Genomic DNA, 19,243 nt, shown 5'->3' on the forward strand with positions numbered 1-19,243 from the left:
TTGCGCGAGCAGCCTTACGGGGAGCCTCCTAATGAGATTTTGAGGAATTAGGTGGGCACAGCCGATGCCGCCGAGCGTGAGCACGCCGCGGCTGTTCCCGCTTCCCTAGTGGGAAAGAATCTTTGACAGGAAGTCCTTTGCCCGCCTGTCCGTCGGTGCGGTGAAAAATTGCTCCGGCTCAGCTTCTTCAACTATTCGCCCGGAATCCAAGAAAACGATGCGATCGGCGACCTTGCGCGCGAATCCCATTTCGTGCGTCACGACAACCATGGTCATGCCCGCCTGTGCGAGCTCACCCATGACATCCAGCACTTCTGAAATCATCTCCGGATCAAGGGCGGATGTCGGCTCGTCGAAAAGCATCACCTTTGGGTCCATGGCCAGTGAGCGGGCAATCGCGAGGCGCTGCCTTTGCCCGCCCGAAAGGCGGCCCGGGAACTCGCGGGCCTTGTCGCCTATGCCGACGCGTTTGAGCAGCGCGTGAGCGCGCTCCTCCGCCTCTCGCCTGGCGGTCCCACGCACCAGGCGGGGTGCCAGGGTAATGTTGTCGATCGCGTCGAGATGCGGATACAGATTGAAATTCTGAAAGACCATTCCGACTTCGCAACGAAGCTGCCGAAGGTTCTTCTTGGCTGCGTTCAGATTGTGATTAAGGACCCGCAAAGACCCGGTCTGAAACGTTTCCAGGCCATTGATGCATCGGGTCAGCGTTGACTTTCCCGAGCCGGACGGGCCGCACACAACGACGACTTCGCGCTCCCTCACATTGAGATCGATTTCGTGCAGCACCTGGGCGGTTCCAAAGCTCTTGCTGACCTTGGAGAACCGAATGATCGACTGAATCGTCATGTAACGAAATCCATTCCCTATGCTTCCGATCGCTCAAGCACCTACAGCGGAAACCCGCCCTCGCCACCTTTTCACGACCAAGGAGAGGGTGCCGCAAATGATAAAATATCCAATGCCAACCAAAGTATAGATCGCATACGGACTGAAGGTGTTGCTGTTTGTGATCTGCGCTGCTCTAAAGAAATCAATTACCCCCACCATTGAGACGAGAGACGTTGTCTTGAAAAGCATAATCACTTGCGACAGAAGGGCTGGCATCATGTTGGAAATAGCCTGGGGCAGGATTATCCATTTGAAGGATTGCCAGTTGTTCAAGCCCGTCGACGCAGCGGCCTCCCATTGACCCTTGTCCACGGAATACAACCCAGCTCGAATGACCTCAGCCAGGTACGAAGCCGCGATTATCGACATTGCCACCAGCGCCGCTGTCCAACCGTCGATTGGTTGACCCGTGATGGCCGGAGCGCCGAAGTAGACCCAAAATATCACCATCAACTCGGGCGTCGCGCGAACGATCTCGATCAGGAAAACCGCCGGAATCCTGGCGAAAGACGAACCGTGGACGCGCGCCACCGCCAAAGGTATCGCGGCCGCCAGTCCGATCGCAGTGGACAGGATGGAGAGCTGAATTGATAGCCATAGGCCTTGCGCGATCAGGCCGGCGCTCGGCCAAATGGGAGCCCAGCGAAACCCAGCCGCTTTCCAAGCACCCACAAAGCACAGGAACGCGAGGCAACCGTACCAAATAACCGCCTTCCGGCGATCGGCATCCTCTGGCTGGCGATCGAGATTCATCGGCGTTCCCGGTCCATTAGCACTTGGACAGCGCTCATCGCGCCCGCTATCAGCAAAGCAAGCATCAGGTACAGGACCGTCACCGCGATCGCGGCCTCCATGCCGCGAAACGTCTCCTGCTCGATCTGCTGGGTCATGAACGTGAGGTCTTCAATCGCGATCAGCATCACAGTCGATGAATTCTTCACGACTTGGATAAATTGGCTGGTCAGGGGCGGTACAGTGATCCGGATCGCCTGCGGCAGTATGATCCTCGTAAATACCTGTCGGCCTGACAGGCCGGAAGCGATGCCGGCCTCCCACTGCCCTGTGGGAAGAGCCCGGATTCCTGAGGTCACAACATCAGAGATATAGGCGCCCTGATGCAACGTTAAAGCTATCACGCCGGAAATGGATGCATCGATCCCGAAGGCGTAATATATGGCAAATAATTTTACAACTACTGGTATATCCCTGATGACTTCTACACACGTATCTAAGGACTTTCTGAGATGGAAGCCCGCAGTAACCTTCAAGCAGCCGACAACCGATCCGATCAGAAAAGACAGAGCTATCGAGATCAGAGATATGCGGAGCGTCGTACCCAAACCCTGGAACAGCAGAGCTCGGTACTCCCAGATTATTCCCCAGTCGAGATGCATGAGGTTTCCGTAGGGTTCCGCGTCAAGCCCCGATCACTCAGGTCGACCAGTGGCGCGGCTTTCGCGGCGCTTGTTGGTCCGGCCGACCTGCGTTCATGTCTGTCTGGAAGCTACCACTTATCGGGGCCGTGCACTTCCGCTACGCCAGGCTGCATCATGCCTGGCTGCCACAACACGAACCCTGGCTCTTCGTTGTAGTATTTGCGGTAGATCTCCTGGAGTTTGCCTTCAAGCCAAAGGCGCTGCAGGCCCCAGTTCACCCAGTTGCGCCATTTCGAATCGTTCTGCCGAACCATGATGGCGCTGGAGTCCCGATAGAAAGGCTCGCCCACCGCGAGCTTCGCGTCGGACATTTTTTCGATCATCAGCTCCGCCTGCAAGGAGTCGATCAGAACGCAGTCCACTTGCCCTTGGGCAACGGCCAGCAGCAGTTCCGGATACTGTTGGAAGAGCTTGAACTTGGCGCCAGCATTGGTCGCTCTCCAGTAGCCTATATAGACTGCGCCCTGCGTCGCGCCGATCGTCTTTTCCGTGCCGGCGTAAGCCTTGGGGTCCGTCGGTTCACCTTTCCGGACAAGTATGACCGCCTGCTCGGTGTTCCAGATCAAGGAAAAGTCCACGACTTCCTCGCGAATCTTGGAGTTTGTGGTAGGACCGAACTCGGCATCAATCTGCCCGTTCAGCAAGAGCGGGATTCGGGTCTGCGACGTCGTCTGCACGAACTTGACTTCGACACCCAAGTGCTTGCCGAACTCCCTCGCCACATCCGGTCCGTAGCCCTGCACGACGCCCTGCGCGTCAGCGAAGCTGCCCGGAGGATAATCGTATCGCGCGCCGGCTAACAAGTGGCCGCGCTTCATTATCGCATCCAAGGTCGAGGTGACCTCCTCGGCCTTGGCGCCTTTGGCCACGAGCGATGCGGCGGCCGTGGCCCCCATCGCCGATAACATGCTGCGTCTGTCCATGTTTCACTCCCCTGAGCTTAACCGCTTTTTCTTTTTTGGGATGGGGTTCGCCATCCCTGGCCATCACAACCGTGGAACCGACCGGCGGTTAGAGAACGATTGTTTTCCCGCAGAGAACCTGGCGTACAAACGTTTTTGAGTCAATTCGGATTCGGAGAATTGCTTGGACATCCCAGTGAGGATGAAACGACGTTGACCGGACGGAGCCCTGCGGTAGCTTTAAAAGATGGCCGTCGACCTGATAGGAATGGACAAAGCACCTTCGGCCAAAAGACCGACAAGCTCGGCAGGAGCATCGCAAGCTTTGGCCTTTCGTGTCAGATCGGCGTCCGTCATCGGATTCTTGGGCCCTCCGCGCACATAAGCCACGGCTTTTTCGAGGCGCTGCCCTGATTGCAATGTAACGACAAGGCGGTCGGGAGCTTCTGGCGATAGATCTTGGATGTCATCCGGGACTTGTTCAGGTACGATCGACACTTTCAGCATCAGGGCCCGAGTGTCCGGCTCGCTCAGCGCTGCCGGTTCGAAATCAGCAGGGGTCAACACGCCACACAACATTGCTCTTGCGACGCAATACCGAACTGAGAACCGCGCCTCCGCGGATGTCGTGGGTTCGGCGATCGACACAACTCGCACGAAAGGCGCGGGACTGTGGATCGCTATCGAAGCGATCGATGTGGGATCGATCTGGTGATTCTCGCGTAGCCCGATAGCTGCCTCGATCGGCCTTTGGGTATAGGAACAGCTTGGCCAAGATTTTCGCGCAACCGGATGGTCCATAATTCCTTGCCCGATGATTCTGGTCGCAAGGACCGCCCGAGTTCCTGGAGACGTGGGCGTCCCAAAATTCGCCAGGAAGCCCAAAGGGCCGTCCCAAACAAGGCCGGAAGCTGCTACCGCTCCGACCCTCGCGTACTGAGCCGCAAATACTCCGCCCCTGGCAGCTAAGCCAACATGGGCAACCTTCATGTCTGTTCCGAACTGATGCTGAAGCCCCGCAGATACGCTGGACCCCATATTCATCGCGGCCGCAATGCGTTCGCTTGGCAGGTCCATGGCGTGAGCACATGCGGCGGCAGCGGCGATCGGACCAAGCGTGGATGTTGAATGCCATCCCGACAGGTAGTGCCCGAAGCCGAGAGATTCACCCAGACGAACAATAACCTCATATCCGACCGTCCAGGCTCGAAGGATATCGCCAACGGTCAAGCCGTCGCGAAAGCCAACGGCAAGAAGCGCCGCAAGGATCGGTGCACTGGGGTGCGTCGAGCCGACGAATTCGTAATCGTCGAAATCGAGAGCATGGGAGCGCACGCCATTGAGAAAGGCAGCCCCACCGACACTGAGCATGCCGCCACCAACAATCGAAACCGCACCCTCTCCGGATTCTAACGATATCGCCTTCTCAGCCAGGGCAGACACGGCTGTAGTTCTGCCGCCAAACATGCAAGATGCGGTATCGACAAGGCTTCGGCGCGCCTCCCTTTCGATTGTGGGAGACATATCGCCCCTATAGCGCCCGGCCCATTCGGCAATTGACGAGGCGATATCGAGATTCGGCATATTCATTCAGCTTGCTGATCAAGACTTTGATCGTTTGCAATTGGAGGGCGGCTCAGCTGCGTTAGTGGTCTGCCGGCAGAAGCTCGTTCATTTCGGCGCGGGAAAGCAACTTTCAGAGGCTATGCCATTCCACAAGCTGGGGCACGCACACCCGTGCTTTCAACGCGTGCATCGCGTACATTCATGTGCCTTCTCCGAGCAAACACGCTATAGACAACGCTACCGAACAACTGTATGGATGTCAACCATGAAGCGAATGAATGTACCATCCGAAAGGTCCGCGGCCGCGGTTCTGGAAGAGATTAGAGGGCGGCTCATTTCGTTCACACCGGAATTGCACAAGGCCGCTACCCATGTACTTGAGAACTCAAATCTGATCAGCATCACGTCGATCAGAAACATGGCGCAGGGCGCCGATATCAAGCCAAATACTTTGGTCAGGATGGCCCGCGCTCTGGGCTTTGAAGGGTACGAGGATTTTCGTAGACCCTTTAGAGAACAAGTCATGCGAGGGCGCGACGACTTTCCGGACCGAGCGCGATGGCTTCAGTCACTTTCGAAGGGCGGCAAGCTCGCCAGCCTCTACAGCCAGATGGCGTCGACATCCATAGAGAATATTGAGGGTCTGTTTACTGGTACGAGCGCAACCGAGATAAAGAAGCTCGCCGACGCTATCGTGAGTGCGCGAATGACATATGTGCTTGGCGTAGGCTTCGCCAGTTCCATTGCCCGAAACTTCGCCTATCTTGCGAGCATGGCCGTAGGCGGCGTTGTCGCCATCCCGCGTGAAGGGTCCCTGCCTATTGACGGACTGGTCCACGCCGAGAAGGGCGACATCCTGGTGGCGATGACATTTAAGCCATATCGACGCGAGATCATCGAGGCTGTCGAAGTCGCCCGTTCTTACGGCCTCAAGGTGGTTGGCATATCTGACAGCCCGGCATCGCCGATCCTCGTCCGGGCAGATCAGCGTTTCGTCATACCCACCAACACCCCGCAATTTTTTCCCTCTACCGTTGCTGTTACCGCGCTTTTCGAGACGATCATGGCCTTTGTCGTAGCGGAAGCCAAGACCGGCGCTGTCAATAATATCGAGCGTTTCCACCAACGGCGGCATGATCTGGGTATCTACTGGAAAGATGAGCAAAGGTGATGCCGGCCCGTTCGCACATAGAGGACAGAATGGAACAAAATCTCTTTGAATTGGGCCTGTCCAAAAGAAAGGCCGTACTTGGCGCCGAGTACGTTGAGAAAAACCTCGCGTCGGCAGACGAATTCACCCGCCCGTTCCAGGAAGCGATGACGGCTTGGTGTTGGGGATTTGGCTGGGGAGATGAAGCAATCGATCCAAAGACGAGATCGCTGATGAACCTGGCCATGATCGGCGCCTTAGGGAAGATGCACGAATGGGAGACCCATTGTCGTGGCGCAATCAACAATGGTGTCTCAAAGGACGAGATCCGTGCTGCGATTCACATAGTTGGCATCTATTGCGGCGTGCCACAGGCTTTAGAGTGCTTCAGGGTTGCTCGCAAAGTACTTGAGGAACGAAATCTCTTATAAGCCTAAGAACTCGTCGGGCCTGATATGGTCGACGTTGGGCTGGCGGCCGGCGAAAAGGCTCGGCTTGTGCGAGAATCTTTTCGAGGCCGCGTAGCGTAGCCACCATCAGGTGTTGGGCCGCGGCTTCTGAGCGACATCGAACAATTCTGGGGGTGCGCCGTGAGAATTTGGTCCGGCAACGATGAACGTACTCAGGCTACTCGTGTGAAGACAGGGTTTCGATTTTGCAACGGCTGACACCGCTTGACGCAGCGCGGGGCTCCTCGGGTCGATACAACGAGGCCCGAAAGCAAGGCCTGGAAACCATGCCCGGCAGGTTTAACTTTTACCTGCTTCCCGCTTTTTCCCTGCATGCTTTTTCCTCCGCGATTGAAGTGCTTACGCTGGCTAACGAAGCGACGGGACGAAACGCCTATAGTTGGCAGGTTGTTTCGGGCGACGGACAACCGGTGGTGTCGAGTTGCGGCATCACCATAAGCTCAGCCGCCGCATTGCGATCGGAGCGTGACCGCCTTCGATCAAACCCAGCCACGGTCGCGATAGTGTGTGGAGGCCGTTCCCTCCCTCGACATGACAGCCAGTTGGATGCCTGGCTCAGAGAGTGCCGCAACCGTCGCGCGCGCCTTATCGGCATAGGTGGCGGAACCCTAGTCCTTGCTCGAGCGGGCCTGGCAGAAGGTCGCCGCTGCGCCGTGCACTGGGAGCAATTCCCGCTATTCCTGGAGAAGTTTCCAAGCGTTATAGCTACGCAAGCCGCATTCGAGGAAGATGGTGAGCTGTATACCTGCTCTGGCGCAGGCGCATCCTTTGATACATTCCTGGATCTGGTTGGACGCGATCATGGAGCTGCCGTCGTAAATCGCATATGTGAGAAGGCCATCGCGTGTCGTGTCCGCTCTGTTGGGGACCGTCAACGCTTGCCGCCGAATTCCCGCGTACGATGCAATCACAAGGCAGTGATAACAGTCATCGATCAGATGGAAGCACATATCGGCGATCCCAAGTCGGTAAATGGACTGGTGGCAGCGACTGGCCTTACACGCCGCCAAATTGAGCGACTCTTCAGGCGTGAACTAGGACGAGGTCCGAGCCGCTACTACCTGGAACTGCGTCTCGAGCGCGCGCACTTGCTGCTTCGAAGCTCGAACCTGCCCGTTATAGAGATAGCTGTAGCGTGCGGATTCGTCTCTGCATCACATTTCTCAAAAGTCTATCGGGAAATGTACGGCTGCGCCCCACATCAAACTCGATTGTTGTCGTACGGAACTGGACAAGATCGCCCATATGATCCGCTCGCTGATCCTGCTGGCGGTCCAGCTGCCGACTGCATGACTGCATCCTCCAGAACCATGCGCGCAGAATCATCGGGCTTTAAACCCCGTTAGTCAGGTGCAAGAGACCCATAGGAGGTCCACGGGCAATCAAAATTCAGGGCAAAGGCGGATAAAAGGTCAAACAACCGCTCGGATTGAGCAATGCCGTCAGCCTTGTCGAGAAATCGGCTGAACTCGACCGCAAACGCCTCCCTGGGTGCCTCGGGGAATGCATCGACGAGACTAAGGATCCGCGGGCGTTCCATAATCTCTCTCCGCAGCCATTTTGCGCTGGATGTTGTGATTGGCATACAGATGCACAGAGCTGTCAGGTACCAGGCTCGCCATGCCGTCACCGCAGGTCGGGCGTCGCCAAAGCTGTATCACATTGCCGCAATGCGTAAGGTTATTTTGCGTGAAGTAGATGTTGCGCTAGTATTTCGAAATGTGACCTGTGCAGGTACAATTCTCCAATTTCGGTTGCTGACGCAAATTGATTTCCCACCGGTTAATTTTCAGATTGGATTGGAGACCGGCCTCGTTAAGGTAAGCGTCGTTCTCAGGCCAAGGCCTTGAGCTCCGGCTTGGCGATGTAGGTCCAGGGCAGGAGTTCGTCAATTTGCTGTTCGGATGGCCGTTGACGATCCTGGCGAGCACGTCGGCCAGGTAGCCGAGCGGCTCGACGCCGTTCAGCTTGCACGTCTCGATCAGCGAAGCGACGACGGCCCAGTGCTCGGCGCCGCCGTCAGAGCCCGCGAAGAGGGCGTTCTTCCGGTTGAGCGCGATCGGGCGGATCGACCGCTCGACGATATTGGAGTCGACCTCGATGCGTCCGTCGTCGAGGAAGTGGGTGAGCCCCTCGCAGCGTGACAGCGTATAGCGGATCGCCTCGGCGAGCTTGGTCTTCTGGCTGATCAGGCCGAGCTTCTCGCGCAGCCACGGCTCGAGCTCGACCAGGATGGGCCGGCTCCTTTCCTGGCGCGCGGCACGACGTGCGTCTGCCGGCTGGCCGCGGATGTCGTCCTTGACGCGATAGAGTTCTGAGATGCGCCGGAGCGCCTCGCTCGCGATCGGCGCTGGGCCAGCCGCGGCGAGTTCGTAGAAGCGCCGGCGCACGTGTGCCCAGCAGAAGGCGAGCGTTGCGCCGCCATCAGGCCAGCATCTCGGGTCGCCTTCCGCTTCCGTGGCTGTGCTGGACGCGTCGGCGCGGGTTCCGGAGGCGCCACCACCGCCGGCACGAAGGTCGGGGATTCCTGCTGCACCGAAGCGGCCTGTTTGCGCGCTTCGCGCCGCCAGGCGAACACCTGCTGTGGCCTGAGACCATAACGCCGGGCGACTTCGGAAATGATTGCGTTCGGTTCCAGCGTCTCCGCGACGATCCGCGCCTTGTCATCCAGCGACCAGTGACGCCGGCCGCCAGCACCGTTGATCACCTCGAAACGCCGAGGCTGCCGCTCCGGGTCGAGCGTAAGGTCAAGTCCAGACACAAGCCTATCTCCGATCCCAATACAGGATCGGCAACCTCACAGATCGCGATCACTCCCGAAAGGTGGCCCCGAAACACCGCTTACTCGTTAAGCACGGACTGAAACTGACCATGTGATCCGGATTGGTTCCATGGCGAGGACCTCCATAGTGGGCTGATGCGCCGCGACGCGCTGTGAACGTCCCGCCAGGTCGCCGATCGTGCCCCTGCGGACTCTGGAAGTCCGCTACCTCAGCGAAGAAAAACGAAACGGAGCTTTCGAGCTTTCCGATCACAAGCCCGTTCGTTTTTTTGATGACGCGCACGTCTCGTGCGATCTGTTGATGCGGAAAGCGGGCTCCGAATTGACCGTTCACTGAGTTCGGGCTTCTGGCAAGATCAAGAATGAGAGATCATCCGGATCGGCTTTCGAAGGAGAGAACAACGAGCCTCTCGGCTTGGTCGCTGCGATGAGTTAGGCTCTCACAATGAACCAATTGCAACATATCCTTCAAACAAGCTTGCAGAATCTTTGCGATTGCAAACCGCTGATAGTGGTACGCTGCTGACGACAGTACGTTCACTAGACACTCTGGTCAGGCGAAACTGAAGAAGTTGATGCCTATTTATCTCGACCGCACGCAACGTGGAGACAGCAGAAAATGGCAAGAAGATCGCTCATACTAGTTGAAGCCGGGAGGAGCAATGGTCTTATGTACGTCCAAGCGGCCCAGCGTCTTGGTCTTCATCCAATTACCTTGTCGACTGATCCAACTCAGTACGACTATCTTGCAACCCGAAGCATTGACGCAGTCCGTATCGATACAGACAATCTCGATGCGCTGATCCGTGAATGTTCCCAGCTGCGTGCAACCTATGATATTGCTGGAATTACATCCTCCGCGGAACCGTTCTGTGCGAAAGTTGGCAAGCTCTGCCGGCATTTCGATCTACCCGGACCGGACCCCACCTCTATTGAGCGATGCTGCGACAAATTCGTCCAACGCCAGCTTCTCGCGGAAGCCGGGGTTCCAATACCAGCGTATCGCGTGGCCACTAATGTGGCGGACGTCGAAAGCTCTGCCGCAGAGATCGGCCTGCCAGTGATTCTCAAGCCAGCCGTAGGCACTGGCAGCCAAGGCGTCCGATTGTGCCGCAATATCCACGAGCTAGCCGAACACACGACCTATCTATTGGGCGGCAAGCACATTTGGCGGTCCCCGCCGAGAATACTGGTCGAAGAATTCGCAGAAGGTCCGCATTATATCACTCATGTGATGGGACATGAGGTCATTGGGATTGAGGCAGCTGACTTCGACCGCCCACCGCATTTCGTCTTTCGTGGGGGCATCTTTCCCGCTCCGCTAACTGATGACGAGCATAAGCGTATCATCGATACTTCGTTGAGCTGTTTGCAAGCTCTGAGCCTTGGCTGGGGGCCAACGTGCATTGAACTCCGGTGGACGAAGTGTGGCCCAGTCGTCATTGAAGTCAATCCGCGTCTTGGTGGCGGTCCTGAACACATTCAGCTGGCTTACGGTATCGATCTCATCACCGAGCACATCAAACTTGTCACCGGCGACGAATGGGATTTGCGTAAAAGGCATTCGGAAATTGCTGGCTGGCGGAACCTACTTCCCGATCACGAGGGTACCCTCGACTGGATCGATGACGGCAGTCGGGCAGCTGCGGTACCTGGTGTGGCCGAGATCAAATTGTGGGTCAAACCCAAGATGCCGATCGTTAGGAAAGGCGATTACCTAGACTCCATGGGATATGTCATCGCCTTTTCACGCAGCCATACTCGGACCGAGGCAATACTTCAAAGTGCCGTCGAATTGATCAATTGGTCGATCACACCGTTTCCGCCCGTTAGTGAATAGGAACAGCCTGATCTAACTGGACCGCTTTTGGCCAAGGCATAGATCGGTACACTTGCGAAGCTGGGCGGCGTTTTGTCCTGCGGTCTCAAAGATGTGTCCGCATGATCGCCTTCGGGAAGCGCCAGTTTGGCGGCTACCCGGCCGATTGGTAAGACGCCCGTCGGCACGAACGCCCATCTTTGGTTGAGTGTGACTCGGCCCCTTGCACACCATTGCTGTCGTCGCCGCTTCGACCAAGAAAGGAAAGGCCGGTCAAGGTCCTGTCGCCGACAGTGGCCGGCTTCTTGCCCCCTGTGGTGAGGGACAGCCGGCAACTTCCAGTCCGGGCAAGAGTTCATCGAGCGGGCTGACGATGTGGTCATTGATGCTAGATAGCACGTTGGCGAGACAGTCCTGCAGGTTCAGGTCGGAGAGTTTCGCCGGTCCAATGGTCATCTGATCAGCGATGGTCGCCCCGCAAGGGGAGCGCGACGCGGCGGACGGGGGCGCAGGGCTGATCCTCAGCGTCCCATCCAGCCGCGAAACGTCAGGACATAGCGACCACGATATTGCCGACATGCCGCTTTTCCATGAACGCCTGCTGGGCAGCGGCAAGCTCGCGTAGTGGGTACTGAGCGGCGAGTATCGGCTTCAGCAGACCCCGCTCGATCAGGCGAACAAGGCGTGATGCCGTGCCTGGGGGCACGATCGTCGCGCCGGTGAGTTGCAGGTCCTTGTAGACCAGTTGGCGCAGGTCGAATTCGACAACCGGCCCGGCGATCGCGCCTGAAGTGGAATAGCGGCCGCCGTGACGCAACGCCTCGATCAAATATCCGAAAACGCTGCCGCCAACGACGTCGAGTGCGACATCGACACCGCCGCCGACAGCCGCGCGAATTGCTTCGGCCAAGTCGGGCGATGCGCGGTCAATCACCGTCTCAGCGCCGAGTTCCTCGAGCAGGGCCGCCTTCGAGCGCGAGGCGATCGCGATGACGCGAGCGCCGCGCAACCGGCAAAGTTGTATCGCGGCCGATCCCACTCCTCCCGAGGCGCCGGCGATCACCACGGCCTCCCCAGGCTTCAGACAGGTGCGCGAGATCAAATTCTCCGCCGTGGTGTAGGCACAGGGAAAGGTTGCCAGCTCGGCATCCGACAGCGGGCTCTCGATTCGGATCGCGTTGTCGCCGCGCACGGTAGTGAAGTCGGCAAATCCGCCGTCGCATTCGGACCCGAAATAGGCCGCGCTTTTGGCGTCAAACCAGTCCTCCGGGCCAAGCAGCCACGGGTCGACGATAACCCGTTCGCCGATCCGGCCGGTGTCAACGCCGTCGCCGATGGCCACGATCCGGCCCGCCACATCGGCGCCCTGGACGCGCGGAAACTGCAGCGCCGCGCTTCCCCAACCGCCGACATCGGCCTCGGCCACGGCGAAGCCCGCGCTGCCGCTCGACAGCGTGATGCCGTCATGGACGGCTTTGGAATACCATGCGGTGCGGGTGTTGATGTCGGTGTTGTTGAGGCCGCAGGCTCCGACCTTGATCAACACTTCGCCGGCAGCCGGCGCGGGAATGGGCCAATCTTCGCGGTATTCGAGCTTATCGAGACCGCCGTGGCCGGTCAGGATCACCGCACGCATAGATGTCGGCCGAGTCACGTTTTTCTCCTCGGGATCACGAATAGACCGCAACTGCCTCACCCAGCACCTCGACGTCCGGTTCGACGCCGAGACCGGGGTCGCTCGGCGGGGTAGCAAAGCCGTCGATGTTCCTGGCACCCTGGCCCGCAACCAGGTCGACAGCGAGATGATGATGGCAAAGCCAGCTCGCAAGCCTGTTTTCGGCTGCCGTGGAGGACGCCAGGTGGATGGCAGCCGTATCGGCCAGTGCGGAGCCGCCGAGGTCCTCGATATGCATCTGCCACCCCACCGACACGCCGAAATCCCGGATCTGCCTGGCCTTAGTCAGTCCCCCGACCCGGTTCGGCTTCACCTTGACGCCTTCGCAGGCACCGAGCTTCCAGGCTTCCAGATGGTCCTCGAAAGTGTGCAGGCATTCGTCCAGCATGATCGGCTGGCTCACCCTTCTCGCCACCTGCGCGCACTGCGACAGGGTCTGGCAGGGCTGCTCGACCCAGCCCCGCAGGCCTACATTATTCAAGACCCGGATCGCGACCGCCGGCAGCCAGGCACGATTGACATCATAGGTCACGGTCTCGTCGGGCTGCAGGGCGGCCTCGATTGCCTCTATCCTGGAGATGTCGTGCGCCGGGTCGCTGCCACCCACCTTTGCCGAATGGGTGCGGTAGCCGTGCGCATACGCCTCCCGGATAAGGGCAATCATCTCCTCATTCGAGCCGGTCGAGATCGACGAATTGACTGCGACCGGATCTGCTTCTTCGCCACCAAACAGGCGCCACAGCGGCATGCCGCTCGCCCTGCCGAGAATGTCCCAGCAGGCCATGTCGATGGCCGACTTGACGTAGAGATGGCCGGGCAAGGCTTTGTCCATAGTGCGGTTGATCGCGTCAAGCGCGCACGGGTCGCGCCCGAGCAGCGCTGGCACCAGCGTTGCGATGCCAGCCCGGATGCCAGGTCCGTGGGCAGGCAGGTAGGTGTTGCCCCATGGACAGCCTTCGCCCCAGCCGGACAGACCGGCATCCGTGTCGATGCGCACGAAAGTGCTGTCGAGTTTCTCGAACTTCAGCCGGCCGCCGGACAGCCAGTAAGGTTTCGTCAGCGGAAGCTCGTGCTGCCACACGTAAATCCGGGTGATCTTCATAGCAGCGGGGCGCTCCTCAAGAACCTTGCTGGCGACACGAAAGCTCAAGCGCCTGCGGCACGCCACAGTAGATACCGACGACATGGATCGCGGCGCGGATCTCTTCCATGGACACACCGTTGTTGAGCGCGCCGCGGCAATGGGTTTCCCACTCGTGCATCTTTCCGAGCCCCCCGATTATCGCGAGGTTCATGAGCGATCGCGTCTGGGCGTCGAGCGCTTCGTCGCCCCAGCCGAACCCCCAGCACCAGGCGGTCATCGCCTCTTGGAAGGGACGGGTGAAGGCGTCTGCAGCGGCGAGGTTCTTCTCCACGTATTCGGCCTCCAAGGTGGCCTTGCGCCTGGGAAGGCCCTCGTCGAACAAATCTTTCTTCACACGAAACTCCTAAGATTGAAGTGAGATCGCGATGTTCTTGGTTTGCACGTAGTTCCATAACGCCTCGCGGCCCTTTTCCCGCCCGTAGCCGGACTTGCCATAGCCGCCGAAGGGCGTCTCGACGCCCCCGGCGAACCATTCGTTAACGAAGACTTGTCCGGCGCGCAGCCGCGCGGCTGTTTTCATCGCTCGGGTGACGTCGGCGGTAAAGACGCCACCTACGAGCCCGTAATCGGTTCCGTTGGCAATGCGCACTGCCTCCTCGTCCTCACCGAACTTTAGGACGGACAGGACCGGTCCGAAGATCTCGTCTCGGGCGATGTTCATGTCCGGTGTAACACCGTCAAATATGGTCGGCTCGAGGAAGTAACCGGGCTGGTTGAGTTTGCGACCACCGACCACGGGTCGGGCGCCCTGGCGTTTAGCCTCGCGGCACATTGCCTCGGCGCGATCGCGCTGAGCAGCGGAGATCATCGCCCCCATATTTGCGCCGAAGTCCGGTCGATCGAGGCCCGGTCCGACCGAGATCGAGCGGGCCATATCGGCCACCCGTTCGACGACCTCGTCGTGAACGTCATCATGGACGATCAGTCTGGACATGGCGGAGCATACCTGGCCGGCATTGAAGAAAATCCCCCAGCGCACCGACGACACAAGCGCGTCGAGGTCGGCGTCGGGCCAGACGATCGCGGCCGATTTGCCGCCGAGCTCCAGCACGCAGGGGACGACGTTCCTGGCCGCAGCTGAGGCGATACTGATGCCAGTCGTCACGGAGCCGATGAAGACGATCTGGCTGACGTCTCGGTGGCCGACCAGCGATGCCCCGGCTTCGCGACCAAGCCCGCACAGTATGTTGACTGCGCCGCGCGGCAGGCCAGCATGCTCGGCCGCCTTAGCGATGTATGCGCTGGACAGCGGGGCGAGTTCGGGGGTCTTGACGACGCAGGCATTGCCCGTGGCCAAAGCCGGCGCTAGCGAGCGTGCGGCCATCTCCAGCGGATAGTTCCACGGGATCACCTGCGCGGACACGCCATAGGGCTCGTAGCTGGTGAAGTCGTAATAGCCCTCGCCGAGCGGGATCGAGCGGCCCTCGAACGTTTCGGCCTGGTTGCCGTAATATTCGAAGTAACGCGCCGCACCCTCGACCTCGAGCCGCGCCTCCCAGAGCGGCTTGCCCGCCTCACGACACAGCACTTCCGCAATGATGTCGATATTGGCCAGAAGGTAGTCACCCATCGCCTGGACCATCCGGCCGCGCTCGACCGGACGCATTGCAGTCAGCACGCCAGTTTCGTGACACGCTCTGGCAGCTACGACCGCACGGTTGACATCGCCGGCATCGGCAAGCCCCTGCTCGGCCAGATTTTCACCTGTTGCGGGATCGTCGACCACGATCCTGCCGGCACCGCCGTCGGTCCATGCGCCGTCAATATAGTTCTGCCAATATGCCTTAACCTCAGGCATGGACGGCCTCGCGCATCCACTCTTGGAGCACACGTATCGAGTGCTCGGAATTGACGCCGCAATTGGGGTCGATAACGAGTGGGCCAGGCCGATAGCCGCGGCTTTTCAGACCGCGCTGGACGGATTCAACGATGTGGATATCTTCCTCCACCGTGGTCGCCCGATCTTGGATAGCCAGCTTGCGTATCATATCCGAATCGGCTCCGTTGATCGTGTACCAGCCGCGCCATACGACGACCTCATCCACGCCCTTGGGGCGCCAGTGATAGGTGTTCAGCACGTTGCCGGGGTAGACCTGGAAGGAGAATGTTGGCCACAAGAACCACGACGAATACTTCCGGGCGCGGGGATTGGCGGCGAGATCAATCGGGTAGCTCATGCGCTCCAGGTTCTGGCATTCGGTTGTATGCCTGAGGCAATAGCCTTGAGGCTGGATGTCATAGGTTTCCGGCTTGATCACGCCGGTCGAAAAAGTTTTGTGATTGAACTGGCAGTGATAGCACTCGGAATAGTTTTCGACGGAGACTTTCCAGTTGCAGCGTTCGGGAATCTCGACCCATTCTAGTGGTTTCAACCGCTCGATGTCAGGGACATATTCAGTTAGTTCTTCTCGAACTCTCGAGAACCATTCATCCATGGGGTGCGCATCTGGATCGAGATTCACGAACACGAAGCCCAGAAAAACCTCGGTTCTCACGGATGGCAAACAAACGTCGTGCCGGTCGAAACCCGGAACCGCCTTAATGTTCGGACCGCTGCGCAGTTGTCCGCTGATCTCATACGTCCAAGCATGATAGGGGCAAACGGTGAGCTTTGAATTTCCGGTCCCGTGCACCAACTCATGCGCCCGGTGCTGGCACACATTGTAGAAGGATCGCACTTCACCGTCGCGATCCCGGATACAGAACAGGTTCTGGCCGGCGATCTCGAACGTGAAGTAGTCGCCCGGCTTCTCCACCAGACTGACGTGCCCGGCAAATTGCCATGAGCGAGCTAGCAGGCCGGCCTGTTCCTTGGCAAAGATCTCTAGGTCGGTGTAGTAATGGGCTTCCAGAGATCGCAGGGGCACAATCGGCGGCATCGCGGGGATATTCATCGTTGATCCTCACTCCAGTAGATACCAAGCTCCTGGCGTCGCTGATGAAATCGCTGGATGTTGCTGACGGCCTCGGGACCAGCCTCGGGATGTAGCACCTCGCCGTGCAAGGGACTGTATCCACGGGCGGTAGTGGGGTACACGTCTTGGGCGGCGTGGCCGAAACGTTCCTTTGTCGATTGTGGCAACGCGAAGAACCGCCGGGAAGCCTGGATGGCTTCTGTAATCTGTTCTTTCGGGATGCCGTGCTCAAGGTAGAAGAACCCGGACTCCTCGCATGCCAGGCGCAGGCGCTCGCGCTCTTCGTGTCGCGTTGCATCGGCTGTCAATTTTGTCAGTGAGATTTGCGGTAGCGTGATCATAGCTGCTTCTCCGTTCGCGCATTGGCTTTATGGGTCACCTGGAAAACCCAGTAGTGGGCGCCCTCCTCCGCGAGGTATCTGCCGTTGCTTAAACACTGTGCCGTCACAAGCAGGTCCTCATCCTGCAGACGCCGCACCTCATCTTCAAAGGATGTGGCCTCCGCATAGCTTTTGCGGGTGCTTGCGATGATGAACCCATCGGGGCGCGTCACGCGAGCAAGTTCGCGCAATGCGTCCGGTCGGACGTGCCCGAGCGTGAAGACGCCGCAGCAAACAGTAATGTCATAAGTCGCACTGGAGTAGTCGGAGAGCGGCCCATTAAGGTCGACATCGCCTTGGACATGGCGGTAGACGTGGCTTTTTCGCGCCTTTCCTGCCATGTCTTCGGAAAGGTCGAACCCGTCTAGCAACTGGAAGCCGAGGCGATTCAACTGCGCGCCAACGAGGCCCGTTCCGCACCCGGCGTCAAGGATTGCGATGGCTGCTCGTTCATTGGCAAAATACGCCGTCTGCACCGCGCTCGCGAGTTCCGCAACAACCGTCGGCCCGCAGTAGCCCTCGCGGCCAACATCCAGTTCATAGGAACTGGCCCATCCGCGATAGAAGCGGGCCAAGCGACCGACGTCGCCGTCGAGGGCATGGGAGTCCTTGATGCGCTTTCGTGCGGCTTGCTCTATTGCCGTCTGCTCATTCAGAGTGGTCATGACAGTTCCTCCGTGTAGGGGTAGATGAGATGGGGTACATTCGTCAGCGGCGGGGCAATGGGCTGTCGGTTGCCGTATTGCTGAGCATGGCTATCCGACCATGCGGAGGCGCCTACGCTCCAGGTGATAACGTCGTGGATCAGGGCATCGCTCAGGCCCATGCCGCGCCCAAGATCAAACGCCTCGTCAAGGATCAGGCGATTCAAGTTAGTGAGCTCGACGGACAGAGACTCGAGTAGCCGTATCTGGACGTCACTTAGCGGGACGTCCTCGAGCGGAAACATATGCTCGCGCTTCGGTTTGATCCGTCCGACGGGATCGGTCAGAAATTCTTGGTCTGGCGGATGCGCGGGGTCGGCACCGTATTTGGATGGCGCGCGATAACCCGGCACTTGCAGTCCAGCGCCGTAGGCCGCCTGCGCCAGTTCGACGACGCTCAGATGGCTGTCGTGTCGATCGAACTTCCTTCCCGCCAGGCTATAGCGCTCTTCGATCGTGCGCCCGATCGGCAGTCCCACGCCGAGTTCGTCGGCCAGCTGGACGGTCAAGTCCATATCCTTCATCGTGATCTCCAGAGTGCAAGAGCGATCGTAACTGCCATCTAGGAGAAACGGGACGAATTGCTCGACTGCAACGGAGTTCGCCGAAGAACCGACAAACTTGCGCCACGCCTGCTGGGCTGGAACGCCGTCGCGTACGCTTCGGCAGAGCGCGTCACCGCTGGCAACGGCCGCAGCGTAAAAGAGAAGGTTCGTCAGAAGTTTGACCGACTGGCCCTGACCGATGTTTCCGACATGGAAGGAGACGGCTCCCATGGCTTGCAACGCCGCCTCGCAACGTACATAGGCTTCCAATGGCCCACCCACGAAGAAGCTGACATTGCCAAAATCGACCCCCATGTGAGACAAGTTGCTCACGGGCGCTTCTAGCGAATACACGCCAATTGCTGCCGCCCGTCGGGCGATCTCGATCGTATTGTGGTAGTCGGTAGTAGACGCGTCGATCCACACGCCGCCCGGTGGCATTCCGGCCATAGCGCCCTGCTCGCCCGTCATGTTGTCAAAGACATCGCGGGGCATCGGCAGACAAGTAATGACAATCTCGCAATCGCGGGCCGCGTCACACGGTGCATCATGCCACCGGGCTCCCTTTTCGACCACGTCTTTTGCAGCCGCGGGATCAATATCGTACACATTCACCAGATAGCCGGCCTCCAGGAGCTTGGCGATCATCGGCCGCCCCATGCTGCCGGTACCAACGAATCCGATGCGTTCGGCGTTGCCGAAAAGAGCGGCGGGCGCGGCTTCTACAGTAGACAATGGGACTTCCTTTCATAGGTCAGTCGCGATTAGTGCTACGTACAGTTCAAACAGAACCTAGGCCCACAAATAAATGGATGATGTCATCATGGCAAGCTTTCTTATATTAAAATCACTTTAAATTTTGCA

At 58.8% G+C, this 19,243-nt stretch carries 18 protein-coding genes and 2 pseudogenes; 4 read left to right on the forward strand and 16 right to left on the reverse strand.

The genetic code is table 11. The annotated features are described in order from the left end of the window. Positions 1-105: 105 nt before the first annotated feature. The 5 genes from MESCI_RS28745 to MESCI_RS28765 all read right to left on the reverse strand — a co-directional run bounded on the left by MESCI_RS28745 (position 106) and on the right by MESCI_RS28765 (position 4,819). Complete coding sequence (locus MESCI_RS28745) at positions 106-849, reverse strand: amino acid ABC transporter ATP-binding protein (protein ID WP_013533448.1); 744 nt, start codon at positions 847-849, stop codon at positions 106-108. 33 nt (positions 850-882) lie between these two features. Next, complete coding sequence (locus MESCI_RS28750; protein ID WP_013533449.1) at positions 883-1,644, reverse strand: amino acid ABC transporter permease; 762 nt, start codon at positions 1,642-1,644, stop codon at positions 883-885. Continuing rightward, positions 1,641-2,285, reverse strand: coding sequence for an amino acid ABC transporter permease (locus MESCI_RS28755; RefSeq protein WP_013533450.1), 645 nt, complete (start codon positions 2,283-2,285; stop codon positions 1,641-1,643). Before MESCI_RS28755 ends, MESCI_RS28750 begins: the two co-directional genes overlap by 4 nt. 110 nt (positions 2,286-2,395) lie before the next feature. Continuing rightward, on the reverse strand, positions 2,396-3,250 hold the full coding sequence (locus MESCI_RS28760) for a substrate-binding periplasmic protein (RefSeq protein ID WP_013533451.1): 855 nt from the start codon (positions 3,248-3,250) through the stop codon (positions 2,396-2,398). A gap of 219 nt (positions 3,251-3,469) precedes the next feature. Beyond that, complete coding sequence (locus tag MESCI_RS28765; protein WP_245262919.1) at positions 3,470-4,819, reverse strand: MmgE/PrpD family protein; 1,350 nt, start codon at positions 4,817-4,819, stop codon at positions 3,470-3,472. Positions 4,820-5,060: 241 nt separating this feature from the next. Here MESCI_RS28765 and MESCI_RS28770 point away from each other — a divergent pair, with 241 nt between their 5' ends. From MESCI_RS28770 to MESCI_RS28780, 3 genes are all read left to right on the forward strand, one after another. Next, complete coding sequence (locus tag MESCI_RS28770) at positions 5,061-5,966, forward strand: MurR/RpiR family transcriptional regulator (protein ID WP_013533453.1); 906 nt, start codon at positions 5,061-5,063, stop codon at positions 5,964-5,966. 29 nt (positions 5,967-5,995) lie between these two features. Further along, on the forward strand, positions 5,996-6,376 hold the full coding sequence (locus MESCI_RS28775; RefSeq protein WP_013533454.1) for a carboxymuconolactone decarboxylase family protein: 381 nt from the start codon (positions 5,996-5,998) through the stop codon (positions 6,374-6,376). Positions 6,377-6,681: 305 nt separating this feature from the next. Beyond that, the gene (locus MESCI_RS28780; protein ID WP_013533455.1) at positions 6,682-7,761 is read left to right on the forward strand and encodes a GlxA family transcriptional regulator; all 1,080 of its coding nucleotides are present in this window, start codon (positions 6,682-6,684) and stop codon (positions 7,759-7,761) included. Here MESCI_RS28780 and MESCI_RS28785 read toward each other — a convergent pair. From MESCI_RS28785 to tnpA, 3 genes and pseudogenes are all read right to left on the reverse strand, one after another. Further along, positions 7,758-7,955 (reverse strand): hypothetical protein, encoded by a 198-nt coding sequence (locus tag MESCI_RS28785; RefSeq protein WP_013533456.1) that lies wholly within the window; start codon positions 7,953-7,955, stop codon positions 7,758-7,760. The genes MESCI_RS28780 and MESCI_RS28785 overlap by 4 nt on opposite strands. A gap of 293 nt (positions 7,956-8,248) precedes the next feature. After that, positions 8,249-8,838, reverse strand: a pseudogene (tnpC, locus tag MESCI_RS28790) (IS66 family transposase); the annotation flags it as partial. 26 nt (positions 8,839-8,864) lie between these two features. Further along, positions 8,865-9,176: pseudogene (tnpA, locus tag MESCI_RS33360) on the reverse strand (IS66-like element accessory protein TnpA); the annotation flags it as partial. Positions 9,177-9,816: 640 nt separating this feature from the next. On the opposite strand from tnpA, the gene MESCI_RS28800 reads away from it, so the two are divergent. Continuing rightward, complete coding sequence (locus MESCI_RS28800) at positions 9,817-11,037, forward strand: ATP-grasp domain-containing protein (RefSeq protein ID WP_013533457.1); 1,221 nt, start codon at positions 9,817-9,819, stop codon at positions 11,035-11,037. A gap of 526 nt (positions 11,038-11,563) precedes the next feature. Here MESCI_RS28800 and MESCI_RS28805 read toward each other — a convergent pair. From MESCI_RS28805 to MESCI_RS28840, 8 genes are read right to left on the reverse strand one after another with little or no spacing between them, the layout of a single operon-like run. Then, entirely contained in the window at positions 11,564-12,670 is a 1,107-nt protein-coding gene (locus tag MESCI_RS28805; RefSeq protein WP_013533458.1) for an alcohol dehydrogenase family protein, read from the reverse strand. 16 nt (positions 12,671-12,686) lie between these two features. Next, positions 12,687-13,793, reverse strand: a complete 1,107-nt coding sequence (locus tag MESCI_RS28810; RefSeq protein ID WP_013533459.1) for a mandelate racemase/muconate lactonizing enzyme family protein — start codon at positions 13,791-13,793, stop codon at positions 12,687-12,689. A gap of 16 nt (positions 13,794-13,809) precedes the next feature. After that, on the reverse strand, positions 13,810-14,169 hold the full coding sequence (locus MESCI_RS28815; RefSeq protein WP_013533460.1) for a carboxymuconolactone decarboxylase family protein: 360 nt from the start codon (positions 14,167-14,169) through the stop codon (positions 13,810-13,812). Positions 14,170-14,178: 9 nt separating this feature from the next. After that, the gene (locus MESCI_RS28820; protein WP_013533461.1) at positions 14,179-15,633 is read right to left on the reverse strand and encodes an aldehyde dehydrogenase family protein; all 1,455 of its coding nucleotides are present in this window, start codon (positions 15,631-15,633) and stop codon (positions 14,179-14,181) included. After that, complete coding sequence (locus tag MESCI_RS28825; RefSeq protein ID WP_013533462.1) at positions 15,626-16,729, reverse strand: aromatic ring-hydroxylating oxygenase subunit alpha; 1,104 nt, start codon at positions 16,727-16,729, stop codon at positions 15,626-15,628. Before MESCI_RS28825 ends, MESCI_RS28820 begins: the two co-directional genes overlap by 8 nt. Then, entirely contained in the window at positions 16,726-17,091 is a 366-nt protein-coding gene (locus MESCI_RS28830) for a 2-oxoglutarate and iron-dependent oxygenase domain-containing protein (RefSeq protein ID WP_013533463.1), read from the reverse strand. The genes MESCI_RS28825 and MESCI_RS28830 overlap by 4 nt, the downstream gene beginning before the upstream one ends. After that, positions 17,088-17,795, reverse strand: coding sequence for a class I SAM-dependent DNA methyltransferase (locus MESCI_RS28835; RefSeq protein ID WP_013533464.1), 708 nt, complete (start codon positions 17,793-17,795; stop codon positions 17,088-17,090). Before MESCI_RS28835 ends, MESCI_RS28830 begins: the two co-directional genes overlap by 4 nt. Beyond that, entirely contained in the window at positions 17,792-19,114 is a 1,323-nt protein-coding gene (locus MESCI_RS28840) for an NAD(P)-dependent oxidoreductase (protein ID WP_013533465.1), read from the reverse strand. The genes MESCI_RS28835 and MESCI_RS28840 overlap by 4 nt, the downstream gene beginning before the upstream one ends. Positions 19,115-19,243: the final 129 nt, after the last annotated feature.

Origin of the sequence: Mesorhizobium ciceri biovar biserrulae WSM1271, assembly GCF_000185905.1 — a bacterium.
Lineage (GTDB): Bacteria > Pseudomonadota > Alphaproteobacteria > Rhizobiales > Rhizobiaceae > Mesorhizobium > Mesorhizobium ciceri.